This is a genomic window from Streptomyces sp. CA-249302 (genome assembly GCF_050936785.1).
Lineage (GTDB): Bacteria > Actinomycetota > Actinomycetes > Streptomycetales > Streptomycetaceae > Streptomyces.
In genome coordinates this window covers 1334582-1357593 of record NZ_JBNJMG010000001.1, presented here as the reverse complement: position 1 = coordinate 1357593, position 23012 = coordinate 1334582, and the positions used below count along the sequence as shown (strand labels likewise).

Below are 23012 nucleotides of genomic sequence, written 5' to 3'. Positions count from 1 at the left end.
ATGGAGGAGGAGCGCACACCGAAGATCGTCGGGGCGGTCTGGGGGCTGCTGGTCCTCAACACGCTCGGCTCCGCCGGGGCGAAGACCATCGTCCCGCTGCCCCGTTCCCTCATCCAGCTGGTCACCATGGGCGCGCTGGTCGCCGCGTTCACGCTGGCGCTCACGGTCAATCTCCGGCTGCGCATCCGACCCAGCGCGTACGTTCTCCTGCTCACCCTGCTGCTGGTGACGAGCCTGATCTCCAGCGTGCAGCTGGAGTCCGGCTTCGGTGCGCTGTTCCGCTGCTTCCGGCTGACTCTCTTCGTCTGCACGCTGTGGCTGCTCAGCCGCTGGTGGGACGGCAGTCTGACGTTCGTACGGCACCACATCCGGATGTACTTCGCGGTGCTTGCGTCCGTGGCCCTCGGCCTGGTCGTCTCCCCGGGCATGGCCCTGCCCGACCTCTACGGCGGGCGGCTGGTCGGCGATCTGTGGCCGCTCACCCCGCCGCAGATCGGCCAGTACGCGGCCGTGATCATCGGGCTCACCGTGCTGCTCCTGCTGGGCCGCCGGACCGACCGGGCCAGCGCCGCGATGGTCATCGTGCCGTCACTCGTCCTGCTCGCGCTGACCCACACCCGGACGGCCACGCTCGGCCTGCTGCTCGGGCTCGTGCTGGCGATCGGCTCGCTGCTGCTCACCAGCGCCGCGGCCCGCCGCTTCTTCACCTGGGCGGTGGCGATCGCCACAGTGGCCGCGGTGGGATTCGCCTCCATGCTCCAGACGTGGTTCCTGCGCGGACAGAGCAAGGAGAACTTCTCCAGCCTCACCGGCCGGGCCAAGGTCTGGGACGCCCTGCTGGCCGCGCCCCGGACGACCGGGGAGAAGCTGTTCGGCGTGGGCCTGGGCGACAAGTCCTTCGGCGGGCTGCCGATCGACAACAGCTGGCTGGCCGTCTACAACGAGCAGGGCCTGATCGGCGTCACCCTGGTCGCGATCATCATCATCGTCCTCGGCGGCGTCGCGTTGCTGCGGCCTCCGTCGCTACAGCGGGCCTGCGCGATCTTCCTGATCAGCTACTGCGCGATCGCCTCGTACACCGAGGCAGGCCTCGGCGACGCCTCCCCGTATCTGCTGCATCTGGCCCTGGCCGCCTCGCTGCTGGCGGCACCCGCCAAGGCCACGCCCCTCGCGCTGCCCGAGGTCCCGCGACGGCACGTCCCGCGCTGGGCCCAGAGATCGGAGGTGAGGTGAGCATGCACATCCTTGTGGTGCACAACCGCTACGGCTCGGCGCAGCCGAGCGGCGAGAACAAGGTCGTCGACCAGGAGGTGGAGCTGCTGCGCGCGGCCGGCCACCGGGTCGAGCTGTTCGAGCGGCGCAGCGACGACATCGGCGCCATGTCCCTCCTCGCCAAGGTCGCGGTGCCGTTGCGGGTGCCGTGGAACCCGGCCGTCCGCACGGAACTCGCCGCGCGGCTCCGCGCCGAGCGGCCGGACGTCGTCCACGTCCACAACGTCTTCCCGCTCCTGTCGCCCGCGGTGCTCGCCGCCTGCGCCGACGCCGGCGTGCCCGCCGTCGCCACGCTGCACAACTACACCCAGGTCTGCCCGCCCGGCACCCTGCAACGGGACGGCCGACCGTGCACCGAATGCGTCGGATCGAAGGTGCCGCTGCCCGCCGTCCGGCACGGCTGCTACCGCGACTCCCGCCTGGCGACCGTGCCGCTCGCGGTCAGCCTGTCGGCCAACCGGCGGCGCTGGTGGTCCGGCGTGGAGCGGTTCTTCTGCATCTCCGCGGCCCAGCGCGAGGTCCTGGCGGGGGCGGGCATGCCGGCCGAGCGCCTGGCCGTGAAGCACAACTTCGTGCCGGAGCCCGGCATTCGCCGGGAGGACGGGGGAGAGCAGCTGCTCTACCTCGGCCGGCTCGCGGAGGCCAAGGGCGTACGGCTGCTCATGGCCGCGTGGGACGAGATCGCGGCGGTCGGCGGCGTGGGCGTCCCGCTCGCGATCGCCGGCACGGGCCCGCTGGAGTCGGAGGTGACCGCCTGGGCGGCGGGCCGAGACGACGTGCGCCACCTCGGTCTGCTGGACCCGGCCGAGTGCCGCAAGGCCATCGCGCAGTCCGTCGCCGTGGTGGCTCCCTCGACCTGGCTGGAGGCGTTCGGCCTGGTGGTCGTGGAGGCGATGGCGGCCGGGGTCCCGGTCGTCGCCGCCGGTCACGGCGCCTTCGTCGAACTCGTCGAGGACGGTGTGACCGGGCTGCTGCACCGGCCGGGGGAGGCCGCCTCGCTCGCGTCCTGCCTCCGCCGGATCGCGGCCGAGCCGGACCGCAACCGGGAGATGGGCCAGTCGGCCCGGCTCCGTTACGAACAGGGGTTCAGCCCGGAAGTCGGGCTGGAGCGCCTGCTGGAGGAGTACCGCACCGCGATCGCGGGTCGGTCGGAACGGACTCGCGGCGGGGACACCCGCGCGAGCAGGGGGGATGGGAACAGCAGATGACACGATGCCGACTCTGTGGCTCGGAGGCGATGGCGAGCGTCGTCGACCTGGGGGCGACGCCGCCATGTGAGAGCTTTCTCGCCGCGGACCAACTCGACAAGCCGGAACCGGCGTACCCGCTGCACCTCCAGGTCTGCACGGAGTGCTGGCTGGCGCAGATCCCGCCGCTGATCACGCCGGAGGAGACGTTCAAGGAGTACGCGTACTTCTCCTCCTTCTCGACCTCCTGGGTGGAGCACGCGCGCACGTTCGTCGCCGACGCCGTGGAGCGTGTGGGGCTCGACGCCGAAGGCACCGACGCCTTCGTGGTCGAGGTCGCGAGCAACGACGGGTACCTGCTGAAGCACGTGGTGGACCGGGGGATCCGCTGCCTCGGCATCGAGCCCTCGGTGAACGTCGGAGCGGCGGCCCGGGACGCCGGCGTGCCCACGCTCACGGAGTTCCTGAGCCCGGAGACCGGCTCGAACGTCCGCGCCGAGCACGGCCCGGCCAACCTGGTCGTGGCCAACAACGTGTACGCGCACATCCCCGACGTGGTCGGCTTCACCCAGGGACTGCGTGCCCTGGTCGCCGACGACGGCTGGGTCTCCATCGAGGTGCAGCACCTGCTGACCCTGATCGAGGAGAACCAGTACGACACGATCTACCACGAGCACTTCCAGTACTACACGGTCGCCTCCGCGATCCGGGCGCTGGCCAGCGGCGGACTCGCCCTCGTGGACGTCGAGTTGCTGCCCACCCACGGCGGCTCCATCCGGCTGTGGGCCCGCCCGGCCGAGGTGGCCGGCGAGCCGAGCGAGCGGGTGGCCGACGTACTCGCCCGGGAGAAGGCCGCCGGGCTCCAGGAGCTGTCCGGGTACACCGAGTTCTCCGCCCGGGTGGCCAAGGTGCGCCGGGACCTCCTCAAGTTCCTCATCGAGGCGGCCGAGCGCGGCGAGACGGTCGTCGGCTACGGCGCCCCGGGCAAGGGCAACACCCTGCTCAACCACTGCGGCATCCGGCCCGACCTGCTGGCGTACACGGTCGACCGCAACCCGTACAAGCACGGCCGGTACACCCCGGGCACCCGCATCCCGATCCTGCCGCCCGAGCAGATAGCCGCGGACAAGCCGGACTACGTGCTCATCCTCCCGTGGAACCTGCGCGCCGAACTGACCGAACAGCTGTCCTTCGTGCACGAGTGGGGCGGCCGGCTCGTCTTTCCCATCCCGGAACTGAGCATCGTCGAGGTGCCCGCGAAGGAGGTAACAGCATGAAGGTCGTCCTGTTCTGCGGCGGTTACGGGATGCGGATGCGCAACGGAACCTCCGACGACGTCCCCAAGCCGATGGCGATGGTCGGCCCCAGGCCGCTGATCTGGCATGTCATGCGCTACTACGCGCACTTCGGGCACACGGAGTTCATCCTGTGCCTCGGCTACGGGGCGCACCACATCAAGGACTTCTTCCTCAACTATGAGGAGACGACGTCCAACGACTTCGTGCTGAGAGGCGGGAAGACCGAGCTGCTGTCCACCGACATCTCGGACTGGACGATCACCTTCGCGCAGACCGGCATCGAGTCGCCGATCGGGGAGCGGCTGCGCCGGGTACGCCACCACCTCGACGGCGACGAGATGTTCCTCGCCAACTACGCCGACGTCCTCACCGACGCCCCGCTGCCGGAGATGATCGAGAAGTTCGAGCAGCGCGACGCCGGTGCGTCGATGATGGTCGTACCGCCCCAGTCCTCCTTCCACTGCGTGGAGTTGGGCGAGGACGGCCTGGTCGGCGGCATCACCGCGGTGAGCGAACTGCCGCTGTGGGAGAACGGCGGCTACTTCGTGCTCCGCCAGGAGGTCTTCGACCACATCCCGGAGAACGGGGACCTGGTCGCCGACGGATGCTCCCAACTCGCCAAGCGCGGGCGGCTGGTGGCGCACCAGCACCGCGGCTTCTGGAAGCCGACCGACACCGTCAAGGAGCGCGCCGCGCTCGACGCCGCCTACGCCCAGGGCGACCGCCCGTGGGCCGTGTGGGAGCAGGGGGTGCGCGCGTGATCCGACTCGGAGTCGGGTCCCTCGACGCCGTCGTCGCCGTCGGTGCGCACTGCGACGACATCGCCATCGGGGCCGGCGGCACGCTGCTTGCCCTGTGCCGGGCGCGGCCCGGTCTCCGGGTCGACGCGCTGGTGCTCTCCGGCGGCGGCAGCGACCGTGAGCAGGAGGAGCGGGCAGCGCTCGCCGCCTTCTGCCCGGGCGCCGACCTGCGGCTGACCGTGCTCAAACTGCCGGACGGCCGGATTCCCGTGTACTGGGACGAGGCCAAGGCCGCCGTCGAGGAACTGCGCGCGCGGACCGACCCGGATCTGATCCTCGCCCCGCGCACCGACGACGCCCACCAGGACCACCGCGGCCTGGCGCAACTGATCCCCACCGCCTTCCGCGACCACCTCGTGCTCGGCTACGAGATCGTCAAATGGGACGGCGACCTCGGCCGCATGGCGGCCTACCAGCCGCTGTCGACGGAGCTCGCCGAGGAGAAGGTGCGGCTGCTGCAGGAGCACTACGCCTCGCAGCGGCACCGGCCCTGGTACGACCGGGAGGCCTTCCTCGGCCTCGCGCGGATCCGCGGCATCGAATGCCACGAGCGATACGCCGAAGCGTTCGCCGTCACCAAACTCACGCTCAACCTGGGGGGTTGAACCATGCGCGTACTGCTGACCGGACACCAGGGATACCTGGGAACCGTCATGGCCCCGGTCCTCGCCGCCGCCGGACACGAGGTCGTCGGCCTCGACGCCGGCCTGTTCGCCGACTGCGTGCTGGGCCCGCAGCCTGCGGACCCGCAGGGGCACAAGGTGGACCTGCGCGACGTCACGGCCGAACACGTGGCCGGCGTCGACGCCGTGATCCACCTGGCCGCGCTCTCCAACGACCCGCTGGGCTCGCTGGCGCCGGAGCTGACGTACGACATCAACCACCACGCGTCCGTACGACTGGCCCAGTTGGCCCGCGACGCCGGCGTGGGCCGCTTCCTGTACGCGTCCACCTGCTCGGTCTACGGCGCCGCCGGCGGCGACGACCTGGTGGCCGAGGACGCCCCGCTGCGCCCGGTGACGCCGTACGCGGAGTCCAAGGTGCGGGTCGAGGACGACCTGCACGAGCTGGCCGACGGCGACTTCACCCCGGTGTACATGCGCAACGCCACCGCCTTCGGCTACTCGCCCCGGCTGCGCGCCGACATCGTGCTGAACAACCTGGTCGGCCACGCCCTGCTGTCCGGTGAGGTGCTGGTGCTCTCCGACGGCACGCCCTGGCGCCCGCTGGTGCACGCCGTCGACATCGCCCGGGCCTTCACGGCCGCGCTGACCGCGCCCCGGGAAGCGGTCCACGACCGGGCCTTCAACATCGGCAGCGAGGTCAACAACGTCACCGTCGCCGAGATCGCCGAACAGGTCGCCGAGGCGGTGGCCGGCGCGAAGGTGAACATCACCGGGGAGAACGGCGCCGACCCGCGGTCCTACCGGGTCGACTTCTCCCGGTTCCGCGCCGCGATCCCCGGCTTCGACTGCGAGTGGACGGTGAAGCAGGGCGCGCTCGACCTCGCCGACGCCTACCGACAGCACGGGCTGACCCGCGAGGACTTCGAGCAGCGCTTCACCCGCCTCGCCGTGCTGCGCGCCGCGTCCGAGGCCGGCACCGTCGACGACACCCTGCGGTGGCGCCGATGACCACGACCGGCGAGGAGATGCACGCACTGGTGGAGCGGGTGTACCCGCTCTGCCGGAGCATCACCGGCGACGGTGTGCGTGCCACCCTCGACATCGTCGGCGAGTACATCCCGCTGGACGTGCACGAGGTGCCGACCGGGACCCAGGTGCTCGACTGGACGGTGCCGCAGGAGTGGAACATCCGGGACGCGTACATCGCCGACGGCACCGGCAGGCGGGTCGTCGACTTCGCCGAGTCCAGCCTGCACGTGCTCGGTTACAGCGTGCCGGTATCGGCGACCATGCCCCTGTCCGAGCTGCGCGGACACCTGCACACCCTGCCGGACCAGCCGTCCTGGGTGCCGTACCGCACCAGCTACTACAAGCCGGAGTGGGGCTTCTGCCTGGCCCAGGACACGTTGGACGCGATGCCGGACGGCGAGTACGAGGTGCGCATCGACTCCACCCTCGCCGACGGTCATCTCACCTACGCCGAGCACGTGGTCCCCGGGCAGGTCGCCGACGAGGTGATCGTCTCCTGCCACACCTGCCACCCGGCGCTGGCCAACGACAACATGGCCGGCGTCGCGGTGGCGACGTTCCTGGCCCGTCAACTGGCGGAGCAGACGCCGTACTACACCTACCGGTTCATCTTCGCGCCCGGCACCATCGGCGCCATCACCTGGCTGGCCCGCAACGCGGAGCGGGTGGCGCGGGTCAAGCACGGGCTGGTGCTGGCCTGTGCCGGCGACCCGGGCTCGCTCACGTACAAGCAGAGCCGGCGCGGCGACGCGGAGATCGACCGGGTGCTGCGGCACGTGCTGGCCGCCTCCGAACGCCCGCACCGGATCAACGAGTTCACGCCGTACGGCTACGACGAGCGGCAGTACTGCTCGCCCGGGTTCAACCTAGGCGTCGGCTCCCTCACCCGGACCCCGTACGCGGGCTACCCCGAGTACCACACCTCGGCGGACAACCTGGACTTCGTCTCCCCGGAGGCGATGGCGGACACCCTCGCCGTCTGCCGCGAGGCCTTCGCCGTCCTGGACCGCAACCGGCAGTACGTCAACCTCAGCCCGTACGGTGAACCACAGCTGGGGCGGCGCGGGTTGTACGACGCGCTCGGCGGGCGCAGCGACACCAAGCAGGCCCAGATGGCCATGCTCTGGGTGCTCAACCTCTCCGACGGCGAGCACGACCTGCTCGATGTCGCCGAGCGGTCCGGGCTGCCCTTCGACACCGTCGCCGACGCGGCCGACGCCCTGCACGAGGCAGGGCTGATCAAGACATGACGTCCATGCCCGTCGAGGGGGAGAGCTCCCAGACAGCGGTGCCACCGGCCCGGTCCGCCAAGCGGGCCCTCGTCGGCAGGCTGTCCTGGGGACTCGCCGACCAGGCGGCCTCCAGCATCAGCAACTTCGCGGTGGGCATCTACGTGGCCCGCTCGCTCGGGGTCACCGCGTTCGGCGTGTTCAGCCTGGCCTGGGTGACCTACGGCGTGGTGCTCAACGTCTCCCGCGGCCTCGCCACCGACCCGCTCGTGGTGCGCTTCAGCGGCGTGCCGGAGGCGTCCTGGCGCGGGGCCGTGGCCCGGTCGACGGGTACCGCGCTCGGCGTGGGTACCGCCATCGGCGCGGTGTCCCTGGCGGCCGGACTGGCTCTCGGCGGCCGACTGGGGCCCGCGTTCGTCTGCCTGGGCGTGATGATGCCGGGGCTGCTGCTCCAGGACGCCTGGCGGTTCTCGTTCTTCGCCGCGGGCAACGGGCGCAAGGCCTTCGTCAACGACGTCGTGTGGTGTGTGGCGCTCGTCCCGGCCATGGTGCTGGCGGCCCGCGCGGGCACCGTGGCGGCCTTCGTCCTCGCCTGGGGCGCGTCCGCCGCGGTGGCCGCCGCGTACGGCTGTTTCCAGTCCGGCATCCGGCCCCGGGCGACCGAGGCACGCGGGTGGCTGCGCGAGCAGCGCGATCTCGGCTACCGGTACCTGGTCGAGAACGTCAGCCTCAGCGGCGCGAGCCAGCTGCGGGCCTACGGGCTCGGCGCGATCGTGGGTGTCGGCGCGGTGGGCGCGGTGCGCGGTGCCGAACTCCTGATGGGCCCCTTCCTCGCCGTACTGATGGGACTGTCGCTGGTCACCGTCCCGGAGGCGGCACGGGTGGTGCGGCAGGCACCGCACCGCCTCGGCAAGTTCTGTCTCCTGCTCGGCGGCGGGCAGGCCACCGCCGCACTTCTGTGGGGAGGGTCGCTGCTCCTGCTGCCGAACCGGCTCGGCGACCTCCTGCTCGGCAGCGTCTGGCACTCCTCCTCGCATCTCATCGTGCCGATCACCTTCAGCGTCGCGGGCGCCGGCCTGGGCACCGGCGCGGCGGCCGGGCTGCGCGCCCTAGGCGCCGCCAGGCGCAGCCTGCGCTCCCAGCTGTTCGCCTCCGTCTGCTACGTCGGCGGCGGGCTCGGCGGGGCGGCCCTGGCCGGCACGGTCGGCTCGGCCTGGGGCGTCGCCGCGGCCACCGTCGGCGGCTCGGCCGTGTGGTGGCTGCAACTGCGCTCCGCCCTGCGTGAGCGCCACCCCAACTCCGTTCCCGAAGTGAGGACTTCATGACCTCCCAACCCAGGCTGACGATCGGCCTGCCCGTCTACAACGGCGAGGAGTACCTGGCCGAGTCGCTCGACGCCCTGCTCGGCCAGACCTACGAGGACTTCGAGCTGGTCATCTCCGACAACGCCTCCGCCGACGGGACCGAGGACATCTGCCGCAAGTACGCCGCGCAGGACTCCCGCATCCGCTACCTCCGGCTGCCTCGGAACATCGGCGCCACGCCGAACCACAACCGGGTGTTCGCCGAGTGCCGCGGCGAGCTCTTCAAGTGGGCCTCGCACGACGACCTCTACGCCCGCGATCTGCTGCGCCGCTGCATCGAGGCGCTGGACGAGCGGCCGGACGTCATCCTCGCCCACGCCGACCAGGCGGTCATCGACGGCGACGGCCAGGTGAAGGTCCCCTACGAGTACACCCTCGCCACAGACTCGCCGCACGCCCCGGAGCGCTTCCGCAGCATGCTGTTCGAGCCCGGCGGCGACGACTTCTACGGCGTCATCCGGGCCGACGCACTGCGCCGGGTCAAGCCGATGGACAGCTACCACCACGCGGACCGCACCTTCGTCGCCGAGATCGCCCTGCACGGCCGCTTCCACCAGGTCCCGGAACTCCTGTACTTCCGCCGCGACCACCCCACCCGCGCCGAGCGGGCGAACCCCTCCAAGCGCTCCCGCTGCGTCAACCTCGACCCGCGCCGGGCCGGCCTGCTGCACCCGACGCCCCGGCTGCTCGCCGAGTACGTCTGGGGCTTCGCCTCGGCGATCCGGCGGGCGCCGATCTCTCCGGCCGACCGGCGTGCCTGCTACGGCCACATGGCCGCGTGGATGACCAGCCGGGTCCGCCCGGGCGCCGGCGAGCGGGTCGAGGACCGCGCCCCGGTCGACCCGGCCAAGCTCACCGTCTCCGTCGACGCCCTCGTCGCCGGCCGCGAGGGGAGGCAGGCGTGACCGCTGTCCGTATCGGCCTGTTCGGCCTGCTCGGCTCCGGAAACCTCGGCAACGACGGATCCCTGGAAGCCGTCCTCGGCTACCTCCGCGCCGAGCATCCGGACGCGGAGGTGGACGCGCTGTGCGGCGGACCCGAGGCGGTGACCGCGAAGTTCGGCATCCCCGCGACCCGGCTGCACTGGAACCGCGCGGAGTACCGGACCGCGTCCCGCGCCGGCGCCGTCGCGTCGAAGGGACTCGGCAAACTCGTCGACGTCTTCCGCACCGCCGCCTGGGTGCGCCGCCACGACGTGGTGATCGTGCCCGGCATGGGCGTCCTGGAGGCCACGCTCCCGCTGCGGCCGTGGGGCTTCCCGTACTCCCTGTTCCTGCTCTGCGCGAGCGGACGGCTGACGGGCACCCGGGTCGCGCTGGTCAGCGTCGGCGCCGCCGAGATCCGCAACCGCCCGACCCGGGCCCTGGTGCGCTGGGCGGCGCGGATGGCCGCGTACCGCTCCTACCGGGACGGCCAGTCCCGCGACGCGATGCGCGCGATGGGCGTGGACACCGCGCACGACGAGGTCTACCCGGACCTCGCGTTCTCCCTGCCGACGCCGAAGTCCGGCGCGCCCACCGGCACACCCGGTACCGTCTGTCTCGGCGTCATGGACTTCCACGGCGGCAACGACGACCGCGCGCGGGCCGACGAGATCTACAGTCGCTACCTCGACGGGACGATCAAGTTCGTCCGCACGCTGGTCGAGGAGGGCAGGCCGGTCCGGCTGCTCACCGGCGACACCTGCGACGAGGCCGTGGTCGCGGCGATCCTCGACGCGGTCGACTCGCCGCTGGTCACCGCGGCCCAACCGGCGTCCCTGGCCGACCTGATGAACGAGATGGCCGCCGCCGACTCTGTGGTGGCCGTCCGCTACCACAACCTGATCTGCGCGCTGAAGACCGGAACGCCCGTTCTCGCCCTCTGCTACGCGGCGAAGAGCGAGGCGCTCATGGACCGGATGGGCCTCGGCACGTACTGCCACCCGGCCCGCGAGGTCGACGCCGACCGGCTGCTCGAACAGTTCCGGGACCTGGAGAAGCACGCGACGGAGCTACGACAGACCCTCGCCGAGCGGAACCGGGTCGCCGCAGAGCAACTCACCGAGCAGTTCACCGACTTGACCACGACCTTGTTCCCGGCGAACGCCCACGCACCACGGAAGGCTTCATGAAAGCGACCGAAGTCCCGGAGATCGCCGGCGCGTTCCTCTTCGAGCCGACGCCGTACGCCGACGAACGCGGCTTCTTCTGCCGCACCTTCGACGCCGACGTGGTCCGCTCGGTGGGCCTCGACCCGCACGCCTTCGTCCAGGACAGCGTCTCCCGCTCGGTCCGGGGCGTGCTGCGCGGCCTGCACCTGCGCTCCGGGGCCGGCGAGGCCAAGCTGGTGCGGTGCTCGTACGGGCAGATCTTCGACGTCGTCGTGGACCTGCGCCCGGACTCGCCGACGTACCTCGGCCGGGCCTTCTTCGAGCTGTCCGGTGAGACGCAGAAGACCATTTACATCCCGGCGGGATGTGCTCACGGCTTCCAGGCTCTTACCGAAATCACAGATACCTCATACCGTATCGACAGAGAGCACGATCCCTCCGAGGACGTGACGATCGCCTTCGACGACCCGGAACTCGCCATTCCCTGGCCACTGCCGGTCACGTCGATGTCCCAGCGGGATCGGGAGGCACCGAGCCTCGCCGAGGTCCTGAAGCACATGGCTTGACGCACCAAATGTCTTGAAGCACAAGGAAAGTTGAGGTCGGCGTGCACAACGAGGACACCGGCGAATTCGCCCTGCCCAAATCACGGACGGCGAACGAGCGACTGCACTCCCTGATCCCCGGGGGCGCACACACCTACGCCAAGGGCGACGACCAGTACCCCGAGGACCTGGCCCCGGTCATCAGCCACGGCAGCGGTGCCCACGTGTGGGACGTCGACGGCAACCGCTACATCGAGTACGGCTCCGGCCTGCGCTCGGTCAGCCTCGGTCACGCCCACCCGCGCGTGACCGAGGCGGTCCGGCGGGAGATCGACCGCGGCAGCAACTTCGTACGACCGTCCATCGTCGAGGTCGAGGCCGCGGAACGCTTCCTGGCCACGGTGCCGACCGCCGAGATGGTGAAGTTCGCGAAGAACGGCTCCGACGCCACCACCGCCGCGGTACGCCTCGCCCGCGCCGCCACCGGCCGCCCGCGGGTGGCCCTCTGCGCCGACCACCCGTTCTTCTCCACCGACGACTGGTTCATCGGCACCACGCCGATGTCCGCCGGCATCCCGACGGAGACCAACGAGCTCACCGTGTCCTTCCCTTACGGCGACCTGGCCGCCACGGAGGAACTGCTCACCCGTTATCAGGGCGAGGTCGCCTGCCTCATCCTCGAACCGGCCACCCACTCCGAGCCGCCGCCCGGCTACCTCGCCGGCCTGCGCGAACTGGCCGACCGGCACGGCTGCGTCCTGATCTTCGACGAGATGATCACCGGCTTCCGCTGGTCGGAGGCGGGCGCCCAGGGCCTGTACGGCGTCGTCCCCGACCTCTCCACCTTCGGCAAGGCGCTGGGCAACGGCTTCGCCGTCTCCGCGCTGGCCGGACGCCGCGAGCTGATGGAGCGGGGCGGGCTGCGCCACTCCGGCGACCGGGTGTTCCTGCTGTCCACCACGCACGGCGCGGAGACGCACTCGCTGGCCGCCGCGATGGCCGTGCAGACCGTCTATACCGAAGAGGGCGTCACCGCGCGGCTGCACGCCCTCGGCGAGCGGCTGGCCGCCGGTGTCCGGGACGCCGCGGCCGGCATGGGCGTCGGCGAGCACGTCGTGGTCCGGGGCCGGGCCAGCAACCTGGTCTTCGCCACCCTCGACGAGAACGGTCAGCCCTCGCAGGAGTACCGCACCCTGTTCCTGCGCCGACTGCTCGCCGGCGGGGTGCTGGCCCCGTCGTTCGTGGTGAGCAGCGCGCTCAGCGAGGCCGACATCGACCACACCGTCGACGTGGTGGCCCAGGCCTGTGCGGTGTACCGGAAGGCACTGGACGCGGCCGACCCCACGCCCTGGCTGGCCGGGCGACCGGTGAAGCCCGTGTTCCGCCGCTTGGCCTGACGTCACGTCACCGACCCTCCCGCCGACGGGCATCGGCCGTCCGGTCGACCAGCCACGCGGTCGCCGGGATCAGCGCCAGCGCGGTACACCAGCCGCCGAGGGCGTCGGTCGGATAGTGCGCGCCCAGGGAGACCTGCGCCCATCCCATCGCGGCGCCGGCCACGAGCGCCGCGGCGAGTACGAGTGACATGCCGGCCGCCCTGCCCAGGCCGAGCCGACCGGTCGCGAGCAGGGCCCCGACGAGGGCGAGTGAGGTGAAGAAGGCGGTGTGCCCGCTCGGATAGGACAGGTTGCCGGGACCGTGGATGGTGCGTCCCACCAGATGCTTGAGCAGCGTCGCCGTGCCCACGGTCACGGCGACGCCGAGAACGAAGAGCACCGCCGCCCGGGGACGCCGAAGCAGCAGGCAGCCCGTCACGACGGCCACCATCACCAGCACCGAACCAGCGGGTTCCCCCAGGAAGTCCAGGGTCAGCGCGACCCGCCTCCAGGGTCCCCGCACGCTGTCGTCCGTCGGCTCGACGAACCACCTGTCCACCCGGCCGGGCTTGCTGTGCCCGGCGTACAGGCTCCCGATCAGGCCCACCACCAGCGCGGCGAGGACCGCGATCGACCCGAGCCAGGTGGCGAGCGACCGGGGCAGCACGGAGTGGTCCGGACGGACGTCCGGTTCCGCTTCTGCCAGGCGATTCAACTCGAGCCCCCTGTCGTGATCCGACCGTGCCCTTCAAGGGATCGTAACCGTCCTTCGGTCACCAGTTCAGATCTTGAAGTCCGCTTGGGTGTTTCTTGGTCCGGAGCCGAGGAAGAGGCGGGAACCGGCCACGTATGTTGGCCTGTTCAGTGCTACGACGCTACGGCGACGTGGGCCGGTGCGGGCTGCGGAGCACGAGCAGGGTGATCTCGCTGGGGGCGAAGACGCGGAACGGCGGGCCCCAGAAGCCGGTGCCGCGGCTGGTGTAGAGGAGCGTGCGGGCGCCGTGGCGGCTGAGCCCGGCGAGGGCGGGCTGGTCCAGGCCGACCAGGTGGTGGAAGGGCCAGATCTGGCCGCCGTGGGTGTGACCGGAGAGCTGGAGGTCGATGCCGGCGGCTGCCGCCCGGTCGACGAACTTGGGCTGGTGCGCCAGGAGCAGGACGGGCAGGTCGGGGTCGGCGCCGTCCAGGGCTCCGGCGAGGTGGGCACGGTGGCCCGCCAGGCCGGAGGACTCGGCGGTGACGTCGTCCACACCGGCGACCACGAGGGTGTCGCCGCCGCGTTCGAGCAGCAGATGGCGGTTGCGCAGCGGCTCCCAGCCCAGCTCGTCCATCAGGTCGACCCAGCCCTGGGCCTCGCTGTAGTACTCGTGGTTGCCGGTGACGTAGACCCGGGCGTGGGTGGCCCGCACGGTACCGAGCGGGACGGCCTGCGCACGGCGGCGTTCGGCGGTGCCGTCCGCGATGTCGCCGGTGTGGCAGACCAGGTCGGCCTCCAGGGCGTTCACCGTCTCGCACACCCGCTCCGACCAGCGGGCGCGGTCGAGTGGACCGTAGTGGGTGTCGGTGATGAGGGCGACCCTGGTGCCGTCCAACCCGGCACCCAGCCGCGGCAGTTGCACATCCAGCCGCCGCACGCGCGGCACGCGGCGGGCCTCGCCGTACCCCCAGGCGAGCAGTACGGCGGTCACGCCGAGGACGGCCCAGGCGACGATCCGGGCCCGGTCCTGACTCCCGCCGACGCCGGCCAGGGTCAGCGCGAGCCGCAGGAGTACGCCGAGCAGCACGGACCAGGTGAACAGAACCCAGCTGCCGCCCAGCAGGGTGTCACCGATGATCGCCGCCCGGTCCTGCTGGCGCCGGCCGTGGCCGCGCGTCATCGCGAGCGGCATACCGACGAGACCGAGGACGAACAGGGCGGTGCCGGCCACCGTGACGGGCAACGGCCAGTGCTGGCCGCCGTACAGGAGCACCCAGCAGGGCACGGCCCACAGCAGGACGGGGGCGATCAGGGGGATGTAGCGCATGAGCCGGTACAGCCGACTCCGCCGCGCCACCTGCGCCGCACCCTCGGCGGGCCGGGTGTCACTGGTGTCGGTCACGCTTTCCCCTCCCTGACCGGGCTACCGTCCCGCGCACTGTATCCGGTCGCCTCCGGACCTCCGGTTCCGCGTTGATCGGGACGGGCCGGTGACCGGTCGGTCCATCTCGGGGCCCAGTGGCCGGGAGTCGTCGTCCGAGGTCTCGATGCCACCGACGACGGCTACGCCGCCCTGACCTGGGCGGCGCGCAAAGCGGCCGAACTCGGTGTCGCAGAAGGCCGGTTGGGTGTAATCGGCGAATGCGCCGGTGGCGGTCTCGCGGCTGCCGTCACGCTGCTCGCCCGGGACCGCGGCGGCCCCGACATCCGCTTCCAGTTCCTCTGCACGCCCGAGTTGGACGACCGGTGCTTGCCGACCAGATCGGGGCACTGTGCCGCGGCCTGCGAGCCTGACTGCCGGCCTTGGGTACGTTTCGCGACCGCCGCCCGGCACGTAGTGCGCAGCGCTCAGTGCAGTGCCTCGCCGCCGTTGACGAGGAGTGCCTGTCCGGTGATCACGCTGGAGAGCTGGTCGGAGGCGAAGAACAGGACGGACTTGGCGCACTCCCGGGTCGGGGGGATGCGTCGCTGGGGGATCATGTCGAGTACGGCGCCTTCGGCGGTCGCCCATGCCTTCTCGTCCTGCTGTTTGAGCCGTTCGAAGCTGGATCGGACGCTGGGGCCGTCCATGTAGCCGGGGACATGGGAGTTGACCCTGATGCCGTACTCGGCCACCTCCAGGGCGAGGGCCTGGGTGAGGGTGTACAGGGCGTTCTTGGAGCAGGCGTAGGCGAACATGCCCGTCTGCGGCACCCGCTGGGGCTTGAAGATGATGTGCGCCAGGATGTTGACGATCGAGCCGGAGCGCTGCTTCTTCATGTGCGGCAGCACGAGTTGGCACAGCCGGGCGCTGCCCCAGAAGTTGACCTCGAAGACGTCCCGCCAGGCGTCGAGGTCGGCATCGCCCAGCGGCCCTCGCGGGTTGGCGTTGAACGCGTTGTTGACGAGGCAGTCGACGCGTCCGAACGCCGCGACCGTGGCGTCGACCAGGTGCGCGCACTGGGCCGGGTCGGTGATGTCGGTCGGCACCGCGAGGACGGTGCCGCCCGCCTCCTCGATGGACTTCGCGCCGGCCTTGAGTCCCTCCGCCGAGCGGGCCGCTATGACGACCTTGGCGCCCTCCTGGGCGAGCAGCAGGGCGCTTTCGTGGCCGAGGCCTCCGACCTGTCCGGCGCCCGAGATGATCGCGACCTTGTCCTGCATGAGACCCGGCATGTCCGTCCTTCCACTGGGTGCGGCTGATCGGCTGGTCAGGGGGTGATCACGGTGCGTACGCCCGCGTGGTTGTCGAACGACTGGAGGATGTCGTGGGCCGTGAGGCCGATCCGGTGGGTGATGAGCCGGCCGACGTCGAGCCGGCCGGTCTCGGCCAGCCGGACGAGGGCCGGCAGGTCGCGGTCCGCGTGGATCTCGCCGGCGATCGACCCGGTCAGCCGCTTGCCGCTGCTGACCACTTCCCAGCCGCCGAGGTCGAGCTTCGAGGTGCTGTCGGGTGCGCCGACCGTCACGACCGTGCCGGCCCGGCGGGCCATCCGGTAGGCGCTGGTGATGGTGTCGATGCGGCCCACCGCCTCGAAGCTGACGTCCGCCCCGCGCCCGCCGGTCAACTCCTGGACGCGCTCGACCAGTTCCTCGCCCGGGGCTGAGTCGAGCGCGTCGGTGGCGCCGAGTTCGAGGGCGAGGAGGCGTTTGGCCGGTACGGGGTCGATGGCGATGATCCGGGCGGCGCCCGCCAGTGCGGCGGCCTGGACGACGGCCAGACCCACCCCACCCAGCCCGAGCACCGCGACCTCGTCGCCGGGCCGCACCTGCGCGGTGTTGAAGACGGCACCGGCGCCGGTCGCCACCGCGCATCCCATGATCGCGAGCTGTTCGAAGGGCAGGTCGGTGCGGACCGGGACGACGGACAGCTCGTGCAGCGTGCTGGCCTCGGCGAACGAACCGAGACCGCAGAACAGCGGGGCGGCACGGTCGCCGTCGAGCGCGTACCGCGGGGTGTTCCACAGCCGTACGCCCTCGGTGCAGAGGTAGGGGTAGCTGCGCAGGCACCACCAGCAGTGCCCGCAGGACGGTTTCGTCGCGCCGATGACCCTCTCACCCACCCGGACCCGGGTCACCTCGGGGCCGGCCTCGACGACGGTGCCGGCCAGCTCGTGGCCGAGCACCAGCGGCAGAGCGAAGGGCATCTGACCGGCGAGCACGCTGTGGTCGCTGTGGCAGATACCGCTCGCGCCGATCTCGACGACCACGTCGTGCGGGCCGGGCGGCAGGGCGGCAAGATCGCCGACCTTGAACGCGTCCACGGCATCCGCGTATCCGACTCGCATCACAGGCTCCCGGTCAGCCGGCCGCGTGGCCGCCGTCGACGGCGAACCAGGAGCCGTTGACGTAACTCGACGCGTCCGACAGGAGAAAGGCGATGGCCTTGGCGTACTCCTCGGGCTCGCCGAACCGCCGGGTGTAGAACTGCCCGTCGGCCTTCACCTCGAGCCACCGCTCCACCACCTCCTGGTCGCGCACGCCCTCGGCGACGGCCTGTTCGTGCACCGCCCGCCGGGTGCTCTCCTTGTAGATCCAGCCGGGATGCACGGTGTTGACCCGCACCCCGCTGTTCGCGACGTCCTTGGCGAAGGCCTTCGAGACGTGCGCGACCGCCGCCTTCATCGCCGCATAGGACGCCAGGCGCGTGTAGTAGTAGCGGGCCGAGGTGGCGACCAGATTGACCACCGAACCCGCACCCCGGGCCTTCATCCGGGGCAGCACCTCGCGCCCCAGCCGGACCGCGGGCATCAGCACGTTCTCGAAGTGGAAACGCCAGACCTCGTCGTCCTCGTACAGCTGCGGCCGGTCGATGTTGGGCCCCACGGTGTTCACCAGCCCGTGGATCGGGCCGAAACCCGACTCGACCTCCTCGACCAGCCCGGCGACCTGCCCGGACTCGGCGAGATCCGCGACGAAACCGGCGGCCCGCACACCGCGATCGCGCAGCTTGGCGACGAGCTGGTCGAGCTGTGCCGGGGACCGGGAAGCCAACGCGAGCGCCGCGCCCTCCTCCCCGAGCAACGCCGCGGTCGCCGCGCCGACATCACCCGACGCGCCACAGACGAGGACGACCTTGTCCTGCAGACCCAGATCCATTCGCTGCTCCGTGTTCCTGTGTCGTGGTTCAGGAGACGAGGGGAGTGATCGCGCCTCTGCCGTACGCCGTCAGGACACGTAGGCCAACAGCCGCACCCGGGTCGTCGCCGCGCAGAAGGCGAGGGCGGCCAAGGGATCGAGGTCGCAGTCGCGCTGCCCGACGGGGTGCTCGGCGGTGAAACGCACACGTACTCCTCGCATGACGCGAAATAGAGTGCATTCATTTAGCTCGCTCGGTCGAGAGTAGCAGGGATTACCGTATGGAAGACGGTTGGTGCGAAATTGATTACCCTGTATTCAACTCTTCGGCCATCGGATCACCGGCCGTCGGACACCGGAGGAACCCTGTGGGAGTTCGTGGTCTCGATCGCGGCGAACGCGCCGCGCTGATCATCAACGAGTGCCAGAACGCCATGATCAACCAGGACTTCAGCCACAACGCCGGTCTTGTGGACGAGGTGAGAACGCGGGGCGTGGTCACCCGGATCGCGTCGCTGGCCGAGGCGTTCCGCGCCGCGGGCGGCCTCGTCGTGCACTCCACCATCGTGCTGCGACCGGACGGCGCCGGTACCGCGACGCCCTGCCTCCTGCTCGCCGCGCTCGCCAAGCGAGCCGCCTGTGTCGAAGGCCGGCCGGACGCCGAGATCCATCCGGGTCTCACCCCGCACGACGAGGACTTCGTTCTGCGGCGAGTGCACGGCCTGTCACCGTTCCACGGCACCGAACTCGAGTCCGTGCTGCGCCAGCGCGAGGTCCGCACGGTGGTCGTCACCGGGGTGTCGACCAACGTCGGCGTTCCGGGCGCCTGCCTCGAGGCCGCCAACCGCGGCCTTTCGGCCGTCGTCCCCGCGGACTGCGTGGCCGGCAGCTCCAGGGAGATCCACGACTTCCAACTCACCCACATCCTGCCGCTGCTGGCGACCGTCACCTCGGCGGCCGAGGTCGCCGCCGCCCTCACCGAGGCACCGGAGCAGGCACCCCCTCCTGCGGTGTAGCGGGCTACACCCTCGGCCCGGGTCGGCACTCCCTCGTGGCAACGAGCGGTCCACGGAATCGTGTGGTGCGAAGACGGACGCCCCTCCACCCCTCCTGAACAGGGCGGATTCCCCTCACGGAGGCGGCTCTTCTTCCTGCTGCCGTTTTCCGAACCGCCGTTGTGCAGGCTTCCTCGTCATGGCAACTGTCCTCTATGGCCTAGGCCGTACGGCCTTCCGCTGGCTATGGTTCGTCGCTCTCGTGTGGGTCGCGGTGCTGGGGGCCGTCGGATTCGCCGCGTCCAAGGCCCCCACCCCCGCCGACGAGGGCTTCACGATGCCCGGCATCGAGTCCCAGAAGGCGTTCGACCTGCTGGAGGAGCGCTTCCCGGGCTCCGCGGCCGACGGGGCGAGCGCCCGGATCGTGTTCATCGCCCCGAGCGGTGAGAAGGTCACCGCGGCCGGCAATCGGGCCGCGATCGAGAGGGTCGTCGACGAGGCCGCCGACGGCACGCAGGTCGCCTCCGCGGTCGACCCCTTCCAGGCGGAGGCGATCAGCAAGGACGGGAGGACCGCGTACGCGACCCTCTCGTTCAAGGCGAAGGCCGACGATCTCAGTGACGGCGGCAAGAGCCACCTTGAGCGCGCCATCGACGGCGCCCGGGACGCCGGCCTGACCGTGGAGGTCGGCGGCGACGCGTCGGCGGAGCAGCCGAGATCTGCCGCTCAACTAGGCGATGGAATCACGGCGTTGAGGGAAGTGGACGCCCGCTGGCCGCCGTCATGGAATCCGTCGCATACAACCGAACTAGTGCGTCACCTTCGCCGAACCTTCTCCGAGGCACGCGGCACGCCTTCACGACCGCGGACACCACGCACACGTCACGGGCCGCCGGATTCCCGGAGTGGATCAACCTTCCCAGGGTGGTCGCCCGCCGGGGAGGACACCGTGAAGGCCCTGGCGAGGATCGTGTCGAGGTGTGCCGCGGGATCGGGAAGGTCGAACCGGAGGTTGTCCTCGTACCAGAGGCGGTAGGCGGCGACGGTGCAGGCGACGAGGAGGCACCGATCCCGACGCCTGCACGCCGTCCTCGGTCCGGTCTGGTGGCCCTTGAAGCGTCCCGCCGGGGCGGGTCGGTCAGGCGAGGAAGGTGATTCCGCCGTCCGCGCCGATCGCCTGGCTGTTGATGTAGCTGGCCTCCTCGCTGGCGAGGAAGACCAGCAGCGGTGCGATGTCCTCGTAGGGCGTGCCGAAGCGGCGGACGGGGCTGTGCGACTCGATCATCGCGGCCGCCGCATGTCCCTGTTCGGAGAGGTTGAAAGCGTCACTTCGGCCGACCGGAAGGAACGTGTTGGTGGTGATGCCGTACGGGCCCCACTCCTGCGAGGCGACTCGGGTGAGGGCCATGACGGCTCCCTTGGCCATCGCGTAGGACGCGAATCCGGGCCGGGGGTTGACCGCCGCACCGGACGCCGTGTTACCGCACCGATCTGCTCCGGCACGGCGATGTCGCACTGCACCGCGATCGCGCGGCCGCCCTTGTCGCGGATCTCCTGGGCCACCGCCTCGACCGCGGGGCCGTGGATGTCGGTGGCTACGAGCAGCGCACCCTCGTCGGCGAATCGACGCGCGGCGCCTCCTCCGATACCGCCGGCGGCGCCGGTGACAATGGCTACACGGCCGTCAAGACGTCCACTCATGTGTTCGTTCCTTTCGCATCACGGTGCCGCTATCAACACTGTTGACTGCATATGTGTCAGAGGTTTCATCGGTCGTTTCCCATATCGCTCTCGCGTCGGTGACTCCCGTGCAGCGCGCCATTGCGGAACAGGCGCACGCCTTTTCCATGAACGTGGTTTCTCGGGTGCGTCGATCCGCGACATCGCGTCGGCCGCCGGCGTCGATCCGTCGATCGTCATGCGGCATTTCCATTCGAAGACGGAGTTGTTCGCCAGAGTCATCGGATTCGACGTCTACTTCACACCGAGGCTCGACGCTCCGCTCGAAACGCTGGGCGAGCGGCTCGTCGCATACCTCCTGGCTCCCGGACACGCGGAGATGCGGCGGACGTTCACGGTGCTCCTGCGTGCGGCGGACCAAGACGCCCTTCGGCAGGAGCTTCAGGAGGCGATGTCGAGACTCATGGTGGAGGGGCTCTGCGCACGCCTTGAGGAAGGAACACGAATCGTCGACGGACGACGGCCGAAGCCGTCTCGTGCGACTCTACCGCCAGGCCGTGCAGCAGCTGATCACTCCGGGCCGCTGAATAGGCCGGGCCCCGCCTGTCGGCATCATGCCCCTTTCGGCGTGAATCCCGCTGGCGAATTGCAGCCGCATGAATTCTCGCGTCACTCGACTTCCGTCCGAGGCGTGTCCGCTCCGGTTCAAGGCAGGTCGCGCCGGATCGCGTCGGCGATGATCTCTCCGATGAGAACGGCGGTGGCGGCCGGGCCGCGCTGGGGCGCGTCGGGCAGGATCGAGGTGTCGGCGACTCGTAGGCCCCTGACGCCGTGTACGCGGCCGTACTGGTCGACGACGGCTTCGGGGTCGTCCTCCGGTCCCATCGGCGCCGTGCCGCAGGTGTGCTGGGCGGTTCCCAGGTTCTCGCCGATCCATCGGTCCAACTCGTCGTCGCGTTCCAGGACCGCGCAGCCGGGAGCACGTGGGCCTGGGCCCCGGTCGGTGAACGCGGGCGCCTCCAGCAGCGCGGCGGCGGCGCGTACGACTTCTCGCAGGAGTCGACAGTCCTCGGCAGATTCCAGGTAGCCGTAGTCGATGTCGGGAGTGGTGAGCGGATCGGCGGTCCGCAGCCGCAGTCGACCGGTCGGACGCGGTGCCAGCGACGAGGTCAGGAACGGCAGCGCGGCACCGTCCGAGGTCGTCGTGCCCGACGTGAGTGCGGCCAGGGGAACGAGGGACTGGAGGATTTCGAGCTCGCCCGGCCCGGATCGCGCGTCGCTTGCGCGAAGGTGCAGGCAGCCGCCGAGCCAGGATTCCCGAGGCTCGCCCCAGTCGGCCCGGCCGCCGCACTCCAGCACGACCTGGGGATGGTCGCTGAACCGCGTACCCAGACCTGCGGCATGCCGGATCACGGGGATGCCCACCCGCTCCAGATCCGCGCGCGGTCCGATGCCCGAGAGCAGCAGCAGGTGCGCTGTGCCCAGCGCGCCCGCGCTGACGACGACGCTCCCCGCGTCGAGTGTCAGAAGCCGGTCGCCGTGTTCGACGAGCACGCCGGTCGTCCGCCCGCGCTCGAACAGGACGCGCCGGACGGCGCAGTCGCCCAGCACCCTGAGATTCGGGCGAGCCCGGACCTCGGCGCCGAGGTAGGTCAACGCGGTGTTCTGGCGAACGCCGCCGACGACGTTGGAGGGCACGGGCCCGAAACCGGGCTGTGCCTGGTCGTTCTTGTCGGGGTCGTCCAGGTGGTCGAGGCTCCTCGCCGCGTCGGCGAACGCGACGGCCGCGGGGTGGTCCAGGGCTTTGCGGCGGACGGGCACCGGTCCGGCGCCCCCGTGCAGATCGCTCGACCCGAAGTCCAGGTCGCGTTCGAGATCCCGTAGGAAGGGCAGGACGCGCTCGTACGTCCACGCGGGATTGCCCGCGTCCGCCCAACGGCTGAAGTCCTCCCGCCGGGCCCGGATGAAGTAGCCGCCGTTCACCGTCGTCGATCCGCCGAGCACCCGCCCGCGGGGCACCGTCCACGGCCGCTCCGGAGTGAGGCGGACCGGCCATTCGGCGCTCGTCGGCTGCCGCGGCCGCGCCCCGGGCACGAGCCGGGCGTCGAGCAGGTCCGCGCCGAACCCGGCCGCGTCGCGCGGGGCCGGGCCGGCCTCGAGCAGTAGCACGCGGCGGTCGGGATCCTCGCTCAGCCGAGCGGCCAGCACTGCCCCGGCCGCTCCGCCACCGACCACGATGACATCGGGTGCTGACACAAGCCGCCTGCC

Annotated in this window: 20 protein-coding genes and 4 pseudogenes; 16 read left to right on the top strand and 8 right to left on the bottom strand. The window is 71.0% G+C overall.

Translation table 11 applies throughout. From position 1 onward, the window contains the following. The 12 genes from ACQEWB_RS06110 to ACQEWB_RS06055 are packed head-to-tail and all read left to right on the top strand — an operon-like array spanning window position 1 to window position 12839. Window positions 1–1233 (top strand): O-antigen ligase domain-containing protein, encoded by a 1233-nt coding sequence (locus ACQEWB_RS06110; RefSeq protein ID WP_432827834.1) that lies wholly within the window; start codon window positions 1–3, stop codon window positions 1231–1233. A gap of 2 nt (window positions 1234–1235) precedes the next feature. Next, entirely contained in the window at window positions 1236–2480 is a 1245-nt protein-coding gene (locus ACQEWB_RS06105) for a glycosyltransferase (RefSeq protein ID WP_432827832.1), read from the top strand. Continuing rightward, window positions 2477–3736 carry a class I SAM-dependent methyltransferase gene (locus ACQEWB_RS06100; RefSeq protein ID WP_432827830.1) on the top strand — a complete coding sequence of 420 codons (1260 nt, stop codon included), beginning with the start codon at window positions 2477–2479 and terminating at the stop codon, window positions 3734–3736. The genes ACQEWB_RS06105 and ACQEWB_RS06100 overlap by 4 nt, the downstream gene beginning before the upstream one ends. Beyond that, on the top strand, window positions 3733–4518 hold the full coding sequence (locus tag ACQEWB_RS06095; RefSeq protein WP_432827828.1) for a sugar phosphate nucleotidyltransferase: 786 nt from the start codon (window positions 3733–3735) through the stop codon (window positions 4516–4518). The genes ACQEWB_RS06100 and ACQEWB_RS06095 overlap by 4 nt, the downstream gene beginning before the upstream one ends. Next, a complete protein-coding gene (locus ACQEWB_RS06090) occupies window positions 4515–5162 on the top strand; it encodes a PIG-L deacetylase family protein (RefSeq protein ID WP_432827826.1) in 648 nt (215 codons plus the stop codon). The genes ACQEWB_RS06095 and ACQEWB_RS06090 overlap by 4 nt, the downstream gene beginning before the upstream one ends. Window positions 5163–5165: 3 nt before the next feature. Then, window positions 5166–6191 carry an NAD-dependent epimerase/dehydratase family protein gene (locus ACQEWB_RS06085; protein WP_432827824.1) on the top strand — a complete coding sequence of 342 codons (1026 nt, stop codon included), beginning with the start codon at window positions 5166–5168 and terminating at the stop codon, window positions 6189–6191. After that, a complete protein-coding gene (locus ACQEWB_RS06080; protein WP_432827822.1) occupies window positions 6179–7462 on the top strand; it encodes a DUF4910 domain-containing protein in 1284 nt (427 codons plus the stop codon). The genes ACQEWB_RS06085 and ACQEWB_RS06080 overlap by 13 nt, the downstream gene beginning before the upstream one ends. Then, window positions 7459–8766: a hypothetical protein gene (locus ACQEWB_RS06075; RefSeq protein ID WP_432827820.1), complete on the top strand. Its 1308-nt coding sequence runs from the start codon at window positions 7459–7461 to the stop codon at window positions 8764–8766. The genes ACQEWB_RS06080 and ACQEWB_RS06075 overlap by 4 nt, the downstream gene beginning before the upstream one ends. Beyond that, entirely contained in the window at window positions 8763–9710 is a 948-nt protein-coding gene (locus ACQEWB_RS06070) for a glycosyltransferase family 2 protein (protein ID WP_432827818.1), read from the top strand. Before ACQEWB_RS06075 ends, ACQEWB_RS06070 begins: the two co-directional genes overlap by 4 nt. Next, window positions 9707–10918 carry a polysaccharide pyruvyl transferase family protein gene (locus ACQEWB_RS06065; RefSeq protein ID WP_432827816.1) on the top strand — a complete coding sequence of 404 codons (1212 nt, stop codon included), beginning with the start codon at window positions 9707–9709 and terminating at the stop codon, window positions 10916–10918. Before ACQEWB_RS06070 ends, ACQEWB_RS06065 begins: the two co-directional genes overlap by 4 nt. Beyond that, window positions 10915–11463 (top strand): dTDP-4-dehydrorhamnose 3,5-epimerase, encoded by a 549-nt coding sequence (gene rfbC, locus ACQEWB_RS06060; protein ID WP_432827814.1) that lies wholly within the window; start codon window positions 10915–10917, stop codon window positions 11461–11463. The genes ACQEWB_RS06065 and rfbC overlap by 4 nt, the downstream gene beginning before the upstream one ends. A gap of 41 nt (window positions 11464–11504) precedes the next feature. Beyond that, window positions 11505–12839, top strand: a complete 1335-nt coding sequence (locus tag ACQEWB_RS06055) for a glutamate-1-semialdehyde 2,1-aminomutase (RefSeq protein WP_432827812.1) — start codon at window positions 11505–11507, stop codon at window positions 12837–12839. Window positions 12840–12846: 7 nt separating this feature from the next. On the opposite strand, the gene ACQEWB_RS06050 is transcribed toward ACQEWB_RS06055, so the two are convergent. Together ACQEWB_RS06050 and ACQEWB_RS06045 are read right to left on the bottom strand one after the other, a co-directional pair. After that, entirely contained in the window at window positions 12847–13533 is a 687-nt protein-coding gene (locus ACQEWB_RS06050; protein WP_432827810.1) for a phosphatase PAP2 family protein, read from the bottom strand. Window positions 13534–13693: 160 nt separating this feature from the next. Next, window positions 13694–14914, bottom strand: coding sequence for a metallophosphoesterase (locus ACQEWB_RS06045; RefSeq protein WP_432827808.1), 1221 nt, complete (start codon window positions 14912–14914; stop codon window positions 13694–13696). A gap of 159 nt (window positions 14915–15073) precedes the next feature. On the opposite strand from ACQEWB_RS06045, the pseudogene ACQEWB_RS06040 reads away from it, so the two are divergent. Next, window positions 15074–15253 (top strand): annotated as a pseudogene (locus tag ACQEWB_RS06040) (alpha/beta hydrolase); the annotation flags it as partial. Window positions 15254–15360: 107 nt separating this feature from the next. On the opposite strand, the gene ACQEWB_RS06035 reads toward ACQEWB_RS06040, so the two are convergent. From ACQEWB_RS06035 to ACQEWB_RS06025, 3 genes are read right to left on the bottom strand one after another with little or no spacing between them, the layout of a single operon-like run. Further along, window positions 15361–16167 carry an SDR family oxidoreductase gene (locus ACQEWB_RS06035; RefSeq protein ID WP_432827806.1) on the bottom strand — a complete coding sequence of 269 codons (807 nt, stop codon included), beginning with the start codon at window positions 16165–16167 and terminating at the stop codon, window positions 15361–15363. Between the two features lie 35 nt (window positions 16168–16202). Then, complete coding sequence (locus tag ACQEWB_RS06030; protein ID WP_432827804.1) at window positions 16203–17279, bottom strand: zinc-binding dehydrogenase; 1077 nt, start codon at window positions 17277–17279, stop codon at window positions 16203–16205. Window positions 17280–17292: 13 nt separating this feature from the next. After that, window positions 17293–18090 carry an SDR family NAD(P)-dependent oxidoreductase gene (locus ACQEWB_RS06025; protein ID WP_432827802.1) on the bottom strand — a complete coding sequence of 266 codons (798 nt, stop codon included), beginning with the start codon at window positions 18088–18090 and terminating at the stop codon, window positions 17293–17295. A 347-nt stretch (window positions 18091–18437) separates the two neighbouring features. Here ACQEWB_RS06025 and ACQEWB_RS06020 point away from each other — a divergent pair, with 347 nt between their 5' ends. Beyond that, on the top strand, window positions 18438–19085 hold the full coding sequence (locus tag ACQEWB_RS06020; RefSeq protein WP_432827800.1) for a cysteine hydrolase family protein: 648 nt from the start codon (window positions 18438–18440) through the stop codon (window positions 19083–19085). Between the two features lie 178 nt (window positions 19086–19263). Then, window positions 19264–19818 (top strand): annotated as a pseudogene (locus tag ACQEWB_RS06015) (MMPL family transporter); the annotation flags it as partial. A 384-nt stretch (window positions 19819–20202) separates the two neighbouring features. On the opposite strand, the gene ACQEWB_RS06010 reads toward ACQEWB_RS06015, so the two are convergent. Together ACQEWB_RS06010 and ACQEWB_RS06005 are read right to left on the bottom strand one after the other, a co-directional pair. After that, window positions 20203–20580 (bottom strand): SDR family NAD(P)-dependent oxidoreductase, encoded by a 378-nt coding sequence (locus tag ACQEWB_RS06010; protein ID WP_432827798.1) that lies wholly within the window; start codon window positions 20578–20580, stop codon window positions 20203–20205. Continuing rightward, window positions 20550–20765: pseudogene (locus ACQEWB_RS06005) on the bottom strand (SDR family NAD(P)-dependent oxidoreductase); the annotation flags it as partial. The gene ACQEWB_RS06010 and the pseudogene ACQEWB_RS06005, both read right to left, overlap by 31 nt. Here ACQEWB_RS06005 and ACQEWB_RS06000 point away from each other — a divergent pair. Next, window positions 20734–21012, top strand: a pseudogene (locus ACQEWB_RS06000) (helix-turn-helix domain-containing protein); the annotation flags it as partial. The pseudogenes ACQEWB_RS06005 and ACQEWB_RS06000 overlap by 32 nt on opposite strands. 437 nt (window positions 21013–21449) lie before the next feature. Here the strand turns inward: ACQEWB_RS06000 and mftG are convergent. Then, window positions 21450–23000, bottom strand: coding sequence for a mycofactocin dehydrogenase MftG (gene mftG, locus ACQEWB_RS05995; RefSeq protein WP_432827796.1), 1551 nt, complete (start codon window positions 22998–23000; stop codon window positions 21450–21452). Window positions 23001–23012 lie beyond the last annotated feature (12 nt).

Bases quoted from the DNA above. Each gene is read 5' to 3' on its own strand.
- ACQEWB_RS06030 (WP_432827804.1), bottom strand. From the start codon at position 17,279: ATGCGAGTCGGATACGCGGATGCCGTGGACGCGTTCAAGGTCGGCGAT.
- ACQEWB_RS06025 (WP_432827802.1), bottom strand. From the start codon at position 18,090: ATGGATCTGGGTCTGCAGGACAAGGTCGTCCTCGTCTGTGGCGCGTCG.
- ACQEWB_RS06075 (WP_432827820.1), top strand. From the start codon at position 7,459: ATGACGTCCATGCCCGTCGAGGGGGAGAGCTCCCAGACAGCGGTGCCA.
- ACQEWB_RS06110 (WP_432827834.1), top strand. From the start codon at position 1: ATGGAGGAGGAGCGCACACCGAAGATCGTCGGGGCGGTCTGGGGGCTG.
- ACQEWB_RS06035 (WP_432827806.1), bottom strand. From the start codon at position 16,167: ATGCCGGGTCTCATGCAGGACAAGGTCGCGATCATCTCGGGCGCCGGA.
- ACQEWB_RS06100 (WP_432827830.1), top strand. From the start codon at position 2,477: ATGACACGATGCCGACTCTGTGGCTCGGAGGCGATGGCGAGCGTCGTC.
- rfbC (WP_432827814.1), top strand. From the start codon at position 10,915: ATGAAAGCGACCGAAGTCCCGGAGATCGCCGGCGCGTTCCTCTTCGAG.
- ACQEWB_RS06095 (WP_432827828.1), top strand. From the start codon at position 3,733: ATGAAGGTCGTCCTGTTCTGCGGCGGTTACGGGATGCGGATGCGCAAC.
- ACQEWB_RS06070 (WP_432827818.1), top strand. From the start codon at position 8,763: ATGACCTCCCAACCCAGGCTGACGATCGGCCTGCCCGTCTACAACGGC.
- ACQEWB_RS06085 (WP_432827824.1), top strand. From the start codon at position 5,166: ATGCGCGTACTGCTGACCGGACACCAGGGATACCTGGGAACCGTCATG.
- ACQEWB_RS06105 (WP_432827832.1), top strand. From the start codon at position 1,236: ATGCACATCCTTGTGGTGCACAACCGCTACGGCTCGGCGCAGCCGAGC.